This is a genomic window from Pararhodospirillum oryzae (assembly GCF_007992075.1).
Classification (GTDB): domain Bacteria; phylum Pseudomonadota; class Alphaproteobacteria; order Rhodospirillales; family Rhodospirillaceae; genus Pararhodospirillum; species Pararhodospirillum oryzae.
The window spans coordinates 1-9738 of the sequence record NZ_BJZO01000120.1 but is presented as its reverse complement, the minus strand read 5'-3'; the positions used below and the strand labels follow the sequence as shown (position 1 = coordinate 9738).

At 70.9% G+C, this 9738-nt stretch carries 7 protein-coding genes; all 7 read left to right on the top strand.

Annotated elements, in window-relative coordinates; translation table 11 throughout:
- Positions 1–63: 63 nt before the first annotated feature.
- Positions 64–3558 carry a hypothetical protein gene (locus ROR02_RS16685; protein ID WP_170245146.1) on the top strand — a complete coding sequence of 1165 codons (3495 nt, stop codon included), beginning with the start codon at positions 64–66 and terminating at the stop codon, positions 3556–3558.
- Positions 3558–5060: a hypothetical protein gene (locus ROR02_RS15135; RefSeq protein ID WP_147164881.1), complete on the top strand. Its 1503-nt coding sequence runs from the start codon at positions 3558–3560 to the stop codon at positions 5058–5060. The genes ROR02_RS16685 and ROR02_RS15135 overlap by 1 nt, the downstream gene beginning before the upstream one ends.
- Positions 5061–5062: 2 nt before the next feature.
- On the top strand, positions 5063–5968 hold the full coding sequence (locus ROR02_RS15130; protein WP_147164880.1) for a hypothetical protein: 906 nt from the start codon (positions 5063–5065) through the stop codon (positions 5966–5968).
- Position 5969: 1 nt separating this feature from the next.
- The gene (locus tag ROR02_RS15125) at positions 5970–8000 is read left to right on the top strand and encodes a hypothetical protein (protein WP_147164879.1); all 2031 of its coding nucleotides are present in this window, start codon (positions 5970–5972) and stop codon (positions 7998–8000) included.
- Positions 8001–8011: 11 nt separating this feature from the next.
- Positions 8012–8548, top strand: a complete 537-nt coding sequence (locus ROR02_RS15120; RefSeq protein WP_147164878.1) for a hypothetical protein — start codon at positions 8012–8014, stop codon at positions 8546–8548.
- Positions 8549–8691: 143 nt separating this feature from the next.
- Positions 8692–8928: a Com family DNA-binding transcriptional regulator gene (locus tag ROR02_RS17600; protein ID WP_147164877.1), complete on the top strand. Its 237-nt coding sequence runs from the start codon at positions 8692–8694 to the stop codon at positions 8926–8928.
- The coding region (locus tag ROR02_RS15110) for a DNA adenine methylase (RefSeq protein ID WP_246135582.1) at positions 8849–9738 on the top strand (890 nt) is incomplete at its 3' end. The genes ROR02_RS17600 and ROR02_RS15110, both read left to right, overlap by 80 nt.

Below are 9738 nucleotides of genomic sequence, written 5' to 3'. Positions count from 1 at the left end.
GGCGGGCTATTTGCCGACGGTGGCCCTGTTGCCGGTCCCGGGGGGCCCCGCGAGGATCGGGTGGTGGCGCGGCTGTCAGCCGGCGAGTACGTGGTCAACGCCGCCGCGACGGCGCGGCACCGGGACCTGGTGCGCGCGATCAACGACAACGACGACCCCGCCCTGGCTCGGGCGGCCACGGCGTGGCTGCGCGGGCGCACCCTGTACCCCGAGGACGACCGGCTGGCCCATATCACCCAGGGCGAGATCGACTTTTTGGTGCGCCTGGGCGCGTCGGGCCGCCTGAACCCCGTCACCGGCTTGCCGCAACTGCGGTTTGGCGGGGGCGGTGAGCGGGGCGGATCGGGCGACTCGTCGGACAGCGGGGGGAGCGACGGCGGGTCGGCCAACGACAACGACGCCGACAGCGACGCCGACAGCGATACGATCGGTCTGTCCGGGTCAGGCGACGATAATTTCGGCGGGGGATGGGGCGGGCGCGACGACCTGGGGGGCGGAGGATCGGAGAGCCGGTCGTGGCAAGACCGGTTGGTGGATTTGCAGATCGCCGACCGACGGGCGGTCGAGGCGCTGGGGCAGTTCGGCAAGGATGTTAACCAGGCGTCATTGTCGTTCCGGGAGGTCGATCCCGGCCTATTTGACCGGGTGGGCGCGTATCTGAGCGACTTCGTCGGGTCCGGTCGCCCGGGCGGGTTTGGCGAGTCGGACCTGTTGGGGGGTGTGCTGACCCTGGGCGCCGGGCTGCTGGCCGGACCGGCGGCGGCGGCCGTGGCCTCGCTGGCTTATGATCTGGTGCGAGGCGAGGTCGATACCCAATCGGTGCTGGGCACCGCTGGCGGCGCGGTGGGCGGCGTGGTGGGGGGGCTGGCTGGCCGTGCGATCGGCTACGGCATCGCCAACGCCGACCTGTCGGGCGTGGGGGCCACGGCCGCGCGGGCCAGCGCCGCCCAGGCGGGCGTGGCGCAGGCGGCGGCCGAGGCGGCTTCCGGCGCCGGGGCCACGCCCGGCGCCACCGCCACCGCCGTGGCCGAGGCGCTGGCGGCGGTCGAGCACGACGGCGGCGAGGCAGCCGAGACCCTGCGCGCGGCCAGCGCCGCCTTGACCGAGGTGGCGGGCACGGCGCCCGAGACCGCCGACGCCCTGGCCCGGGGGCTGGTTGAGGCCCTGGCCGAGGTGGCGGCCAAGACGGACGGCTGGCGGGCGCGCGTCGCCGCGCTGTCGCCGTGGCTGGGCGAGGCGGATCAGGCCTGGGCGGCGGCCTCGCAGACGATGACCGAGTACGGCGACAGCATCGCCGCCGTGATGGCCGAGGCGGACGACGCCGGCGAGCTGGACCTGGCCGTGGCCGGGGCGCGCCAGGCGCTGGAGACCCTGGCGGCCAGCAATCACGCGGCGGCGGGCCTGAGTGATCTGCAAGCCCAGGCCCAGACCCTGCGGGCTGAATATGCCAACCTGGGCATCGTCGTGGCGCGGTTTGGGGGCGACGCGAGCGCCGCGACGCGGGGGTTGGCGGCCAGCCTGGAGACCCTGCGGGCCGGGGTTTCGGGCGGGCTGGTGGACGATATCGACGCCCTGACCGATGCCCTGGGGCCGGCGCTGCGATCAGCCGTGAGTGGGTACGCCGAGACCCTGGGCGACCTGGGCGCCGTGGGCGGCACGGGGGCGGACGCGGATCTGGCGCGGCGGCGCGCGGCCTTGCAAGTGGCCGACACGCTGGGGCTGGAGATGAGCGGCCTTGCCGGCCTGACCACCGATGCCCTGGTGCGGGTGGTGGCGGGTCTGGAGCCGGTGCCCGTGGCGCTGGACGACACGCAAGCGGCCGTGGCCACCCTCAAGGCCAGTGCCGGCGACTTGTCGGCCGCCCTGGTGGCGCTGGGCGTGGACGCGGGCACGGCGGCCGAGGCGTGGGCCCGGCACGCGCAGGCGGTGGAGGCCAGCGCGGCGGCGGCGCAGGCGGCGGCCGACGCCGAGGCAGCGGCAACGGCGGCGCGCGAGGCGGCCGAGGCGCAGGCGGAGGCGGCGGCGGCCTCGCGTCAGACGATCGCCGACACCCTTCAGGCGGCCAACGACGAGACGCGGTCGGCCACCGACCCGGTGGGCCAGCAGGTGGCCGAGCTGCGCCGGACCTACGCCGAGCGTCAGCAAGCCCTGGTGGACGCGGGCGCGCCCGACACCGCGATGGCCCAGTTGGGCGAGTGGTTCAGGGGGGCGTTTGGGCGGCTGCAAGCCTCGTGGTCCACCGGGTTAACCGACGACATGGCCGGCTTGGCGGGCGACGCGCTGACGCCCCGCCTGCGCGCGCTGGCGGACGAGCGGGCCGAGCGCTGGGCAGCGGCCCAGGCCCTGGGCACCGATACCGGTCTGGTGGATGTCTGGTACCGGATGGCGGTGGCGGCGGCGGAGGTCGAGACGGCCGAGGCCGACCGTGTGAGCACCCTGGAGGACGAGGCGCAGGCCCTGACCGACGTGGCCGGGCGCTGGCGGTCGGTGGCCGAGTCCTTGCGGGCCCTGCCCCAGGACCTGGCGCTGGACGACACGCTCTCGCCACTCTCGACACGCGGCCGGTACGACGAGGCCCGCGCGCAACTGGAGGCCAACGTGGCCGCCGCGCGGGCGCTGGCCGACGGCCCCGAGGACGCGCGGCTGGCGGCGGCCGAGGCCGTGGGCGACGCCCTGCGGACCTTCTTGGCGGCTTCGCGGGGCTACAACCAGAGCAGCGAGGCCTACGGCGCCGATTACCGATGGGCGCTAGAGGTATCCGGCGACATGGCCGACCTGGCCGACGCCCAGGCCAGCGCCGCCGACGCCCAGGTGGCTGCGATCCAGGCCCAGACCGGGCAGCTCTCGACCGCCATCAGCGCCGGCACGGCGGCGCTGGCCACCCAACTGGCCGATCAGGCGGCCGCGACGCGGGGGCTGGCCGAGGCGATGGCCAGCCGGGCCGGGACGTTTGACGGGCCAAGCGGTGGGTTTACGAGCAACCCCTACAGCTCGGGTGGCATGCAAGGCACCCGCACCGACGCGCAGGTGGCGACGTGGTTCCGCGACCAGGGGTACGGTGGCGACTGGGGGGGTGGCGCCGCCCTGAATTGGGCGGAGAGCCAGGGCAAGATGGCGGCCTACCTGCGTTACATCGGTGGCTACGCGGCCGGTGGCTGGGTGGGCGGCCCTGGCGGCGGCACCGACGACGCCACGGTGGCCAGCCTGTCGGCCGGCGAGTACGTGGTCAACGCGGCGTCAGCCCGTGCCTACGCCCCGGTGGTCGAGGCCGCCAACGCCGGCACCTTGCGGGTGGTGGCACCCCCCGACCCGGTGGTGGTGCCCTTCCCGGCGCCGGGGGGCGGCGAGCGCGAGGCCCTCCTGGCGCCGTTGCTGCGCGAGGTGATCGGCCGGCTGGAGCGGGTCGAGGCCGCCATCGCCGACGGCACCTCGGCCACCCGACGCACGGGCGGAGCCGGGGCCCAAGCGGTGGCCGAGCAGATCGCGGGTCTGGCCGACCGCCTGGACGCCGCCGTGCGGGCGCAGGCGCTGGCGACACGGGCACGGGGGACGCGGTGATGGCGGCGATCGAGACGCGGGTATTGGTGCGCGGAGTGGACGAGGCGGGGGGCGACGTGGTGGTGCGCCTGTCCACGCACGGCTACCTGGCCGCCGCCGACGAGGGTCGGGTGGACTGGCTGCCGGACCTGGAGGCGCTGCCCGAGGTATCGCGCGCGCTGCCCCTGGGCCTGGATCACGAGACGGCGACCTCGGGGTACACGGCCGTGTCGCTGGGCAATCGGCGGGGGCAATGGGACTGGCTGCGCGGCGTGGCCTGGGGGCGCGAGGCGGTGGTGCTGGAGGGGCCAGCGGGCGCGCCGACGAGCGCCTTTGTGCCGGTGCTGACCGGGATCGTGGATCGCGCCGACGTAGGGTGGGAGACCGCCGACCTGATTTTACGCGATCGCTTGGCCGCCCTGCGCGATCGCAAGGTCATCGATCGCACCTTTTTGGGGACCAGCCTTGCCGGAGGCCAGGGCGCCGAGGGGGGGTCGGCTCTGGCCGGGCAGCCCTGGCCGACGGGCTGGGGGGTGGTGGAGGCCCTGACCCCGGTCGAGGCCAATACACAGGACCATATATATAGTGTCGGCGTGTATCAGTCGGTCGTGTCGGCGTGGGACGGGGCGGCTGCGCTGACGGTGACGGGGGGCGCCTACCCGACCCTGGCCGCGCTGCTGGGCGCATCGATCGCCACCGGCCAGCTTGCCCAGGCGCCGGCGCTGGGGCTGGTGCGCCTGGGGGCGGCGCCGGCCTCGACCCTGACCCTGACGGTGCGCTATCACACGCCGGCCACGCTGCCCACGCTGGCGTCAGCGGTGCTGACCGGGCCGGGCGGGCTGACGGAGGCCGAGGTGGGCCCGGGCTGGGCAAGCCTCGACGCCGTGGGCGAGGCCGGGTGGTGGACCGGGGCCGACGCCGCCACGGTGGGCGACGTGCTGGACGGCCTGACGGCCGCAGCCAGTGCGCATTGGATCGACACACCGACGGGGGTGATTGATGCCTTCGTGCTGTCGCCGCCGGAGCTGGCGGCGCCGGTGATTGCCCTCGACGCCGACGATATCATCGGCACGCCTCGCCTGGAGGCGGCGGGCACCGAGGTGCCGGCGGGCCGGCTTGAGATCGAGTACCGGCGGGCCTGGACCACCGTCGCGCCCGAGCAGCTGCCCGAGGCCGACACGGCGGCGCGGCTGGCCTACCGCGACCTGGTGTCGCGGGAGTGGCGCTTGCTGGCGCTCGACCGGCCGACGATCACCACGAGATGGCCTCATGCCGGCACCGTGAAGCGCCAGACCGCGCTGTTGACCGAGGCGGGCGCGGCCGTGGTGCGCGACCGGCTGGCGGCGCTGTACGCGGTGCCTCGGCGCGCCTGGACCGTGACCGTGCGCCGCGCGGCCGTGCTGGGCGTGGATGTCGGGCAGGTAGTGGACTTGTCGGGCGTGCCGCGCCTGGGGCTGGGCCACGCGGTGGTGACGTCGCTGCGCCGGCGGCGCGCCGACGCCGACCTGACGGTGTGGGGGTAGCAATGGCCCTCTACGACGCCCTGGACCCGCAACGCCACCTGCTGATCGTGGACGACAACCGGCTGGACGATCGCGGCGACAGCGCGCCCGCCACCCTGTCGGGCGGCGCGTGGCGAGTCGAGCGGCCCCTGGCCAACCTGCAAGACCGGCGCCTGGCGCGCGTGGCCGAGAGCGTGGACGCGTCAGCCGAGGCCACGCGGCTGACGATCGATTACGGCTCGCCCACCGACCTGCGGGTGATGGTCATCGTCTCGTCCACCGTGTCGCGGTCGGGGCGGTGCCGCCACCTGATCACGGCCGACGCGGCCGGCGCCGACGTGCTGCACGACAGTGGATGGCAGGACTACTACCCGGTGATTTACAACCCATGGCGGTTGCCGCGCGCACACCCCAGCTTTGGCCATGGCCGCCTGAGCTTGCGTGACCTGCGGCGGTATCCTCGCATCCCCTGGCACGACGTGGCACCGCAAGCGGTGCTGGCGCGCTACCAGCATCTGCTGATCGACGATCCCACCAACGCCGAGGGGTGTGTGCGCTTGTCGCGTCTATTTACCGGGTCGGGCTGGCAGACGCCGATCCCGGTGGAGTGGGGCGGCGCGCTGTCATGGGAGGACGACACCAAGGTGGTGGCGTTGCTATCCGGGGGGAGCGACGCCGACCGCCAGCCCGCGCGGCGCACGCTGGACCTGGACCTCGCCGGCCTGCCCGAGGACGACGCCATGCGCCTGCACGACCTGGTGGGCGCGACCGGCCTGAGCGGCCAGCTATACATCAGCTACGACCCGACCGAGACGGTACACCGGCACCGGCGGTCGATGCTATGCCGGATGAGGGCGTTGTCGCCAATCGAGCTGGATCATCACGACTGGGCCAATGCCGGATTGCGATTTATTGAGGAGATCGCGTGAGATGACGGGTGTCACGATTGGTGGGCAGACGTTCGAGATCGACGATTTTGCGGACGATTTCAAGGTTGGCGCATTGGTGGACGTTGTGGTCGATGGCGTCGCGCTCCGTGTACCGCGCTACGCGGCCTTGCACCTGGCCGGGCTGGCCACCGCCGAGACCGCCGAGGCCCAGGCCCAGGTGGCCACGACCCAGGCCGCGCTGGCCCAGGCCGCCCGCGACGGGGCCCAGACCGCGCAGGCAGGGGCTGAGGGCGCGCGCGACGCCGCATTGGCGGCGGCCTCGGTGACCGCCGACGCGGTGCGTGACGATCTGACCGCTCTGTCGGATGCCGCCGCCGCCAGCGCTCAAGTGGCCACTGACCAAGCCGCGCTGGCCCAGGCTGCCCGCGACCTTGCCCAGGGCGCGGTATCATCGGCCACCGGCCCGCGCTGGGCCGAGGTGGACACGGCGGCGAGCGTCGGTAATGCCTTGGCGCTGACCTGCAACCCGCCGGTCACCACTCTGGCCGCACCGCTGTTGGTGTATTTCCGGGTGCCCCCCGGCCCCGGGGCCGACCCTCTGACCGTGCGTCTGGACGGTGACACCGACAGCCTGCCGGTGCTGACGAGTATTGGTGCTGCGGTGTCGGGCAATATGGTCGCGGGACAGGATGTCCTGGTGGCCTATGAGCCTGACAAGGAGGGCTTCGTCTTGGCCAGTAACGGCCAAGACATCATGCTTAACCCAAACGCCCCCACGATACTGTCGCCATATAACAACGCCATGGTGGCAAAGTCGGCGGTTGCCGTGCAGCTCGGCCCATTCACGCCTCGCCTGACGGACGACGTGCATGTATCGACGCAGCTCGTAGTCTATGCGATTACCGCGCAAGGCGGCCCTGGCGCGGTCGTGTGGGACAGCGGTGAGACCACAACCGGGGTATCAGCTATCACAGTGCCAAGTACGGCCGTGGCGCTTGGCCTGAGCTACCTGCTTCGCGTGCGAGACAAGGGGGAGCTTGGTGGGTGGTCGGATTGGTCCGGCTGGGTCCGTGTCACCGTGGCGCAAGGCGTGCGTGCTCCGAGTATTACATCGCCACGGCAAGAGTATTATGTCAGGACAACGGACAATCTGACGGTATCGACGGGATCATTTTCAAGCGAGATCGTAGAAACGTTCGCAGGGTCCCGTTTTCAGGTATCGACACATCCAGATTTCTCCGTGTTGCTTTACGACTCCGGCAAAATATCGGGAACGAGCATCACAATACCGTCGTCGGTGTGGTCTAGCTTGGCGCCGCGCACGCGACTGTATTTGCGGGCTCTACATGAGGGGCTGATTTCTGGTCCTGGGATGTGGAGTGCGCCAGTTACTTTTTTCAACGGTCGGGAAACGTTCGAACGCATTTTTACATCCTCTGCTACGCTCACGATTCTCCAAGAAATGGTTGGATCGCTGAAGGCTATGGCGCGCGGCGGCACGGGCGGCGGCGGTGGTGGTACCCGGGCCGGCTACGGTGCCGGAGTGAGGGGCACCGATGGAGGCGTCACTAGCGTGGGGGTGTATTTGTCAGCCATGGGGGGCGCAGGCGGCGGTGCAGGCAATGGAGGCCAAAATGCGCCGTTGCGGGACGAAAATAAGGGTGGTGCAGGTGGCGCGAACGGCGCGGGTGGCGTAGGCGTTGCCGGAACGAAGGGCGGCGATTGTTCGCACGCGGATCCCGGTGTCGGTGGCGCATCCGGCCTGTGGCCAGATGTCCGTGGTGGCATTGGTGGCGGCTGCTTTCTCAATGGTGTCGACATTGAGGGGCGCGGCGGTGGCGGTGGCGGTGGGGCAGAGGGCCGGTACCGGAATGATATCCCCGCCACCGCACATGAAGTGATCCAAATCACCATCGGAGCTAAAGGGGTCGGTGGTTCCCAAGGTGTGGCGCACTACACCGGGCCGGGTGAGAGCGGCGTCCCAGGCATCGTCCTCCTGATGTGGGAGCCGCCCAATGGCGTTAACGGGATTGGCGGGGCCGCCCGTAGTTACCCGTCAAATTACTTATGAGGACACGTGATATGTGGGCACTAATCATTGACGGCCTCGTATCCGAGATTACGCCCCTTGACCCGGCCGGGCGCTATCACCCGAGCCTGACCTGGGTCGAGGTGCCGGAATCACTCCGGCCATGGGTCGGCCCGGGGTGGACGGAGGCGGATGGCTTCAGGCCGCCCGACGGCTTCGCGACACACCTGGTCGCCAGGATCGACATCCTGGCTGGCGAGGCCCGCCAGCGGTGGGTGACGGATGTCCCGGGGCAGGAGGGCACCTACCAGGCCAAGGCGGCCGAGGCGGCGGCCTTGGCCTCAGACCCAGCCCCAGACCCGGCGGAATATCCCTATCTATCGGCCGAGGCGGTAGAGACGGGCGCTTCTCTGGCCGAGACGGCGGCCCTGGTGGCGGCCACGGCGGCGGCGTGGGCCCAAGCCAACGCCACGATCGAGGCCCGCAGGCGCGGGTGGAAGACCCGCGCGGCGGCGGCCACGTCTCCCGCCGACCTGTTGGTCATCCTGAGTGACCTACACGCCCGGGGCTGGCCGACGCCGACGCCGTGACGCTATTCCCCCGCAATAGGGCGGGGGCCGGGGCGCTGCAACGCCCCGAGCCGGGAGGTCAACACTCCCACGACCGAGTCCGGCCGTTACCCGGCCGTCCCGCCACCCCCCAGGGGGCGGAGCTGTTGTAAAGTAGCGCAGGAGTGGAGTCTATACGGTGCGGCCAGTGCGGCCGCCTGCTGGCTAAGGCCGAGGGTGTCTCGGCCCTGGAAATCAAGTGCCCCCGGTGTGGGGCCTACCACGTCTTGAGGGCCGCGAGCCCCACCCCCGAGCGCCCACGAGCGCCATCGGACATGGACAATGCAAGATGTGACGCCTCTCAAATCCCTGGTGTCGTGGGTGGGCGGCAAGCGACGGCTGGCGCCAGAGATCTGCCGTAGGATTGATGCTGTTCCGCATGATCTTTATGTGGAGGTGTTTATGGGGATGGGATCGGTGTTTCTAGCGCGCCGACGCCGCCCCAAAGTCGAGGTCATTAATGATGCGTCCCTGGACGTGGTGACCTTGTTTCGGGTCGCCAAGCATCACCCGGCCGCTTTGGTGGACGAGCTGCGATTGTCCCTGGTGTCGCGCGCTGAGTTCCAGCGCCTGCTGGCGACACCGCCCGATACGCTGACCGATATCCAGCGGGCGGCACGGTTCTTCGTTTTGCAACGGATGCGGTATGGCGGCAAGCCCACCAGCGGGTCGTTCCCGGCCCGAGGCAATGCCAGCAAGGGTCTGTCGCTTGATCGCCTGTTGACCCACCTGACAGCCGTGCGCGACCGCCTGTCATCTGTAGTGATCGAGCGCATGGACTGGTCGGAGCTGCTTTGTCGCTACGACCGGCCGGGCGCCCTGTTTTATCTCGACCCGCCGTACTGGGGGTGTGAGGACTATTATGGCGAGGGCATGTTCGGGCGGGCCGATCACGCCCGACTGGCCGACGCCCTCCTCGGCCTCAAAGGGCGGTTCGTACTATCGATCAACGACGTGCCTGAGATTCGAACTGTACGCCGGCAGAGCCAAGGTCGAGGAGATCTCGACCGTGTACACCATCGCCGGCGGAGCGGGAGTAAAGCCGGTGATGGAGCTACTCATCAAGAAGCCAGCATAACACCGCACGCCGCCCCCTCCCTCGGGTCAGCCGGGAGGGGGCGGCGTGTCTCAAATCGAGTGCCGATTTGTCTCAAATCGAGCGCCGGGCTACA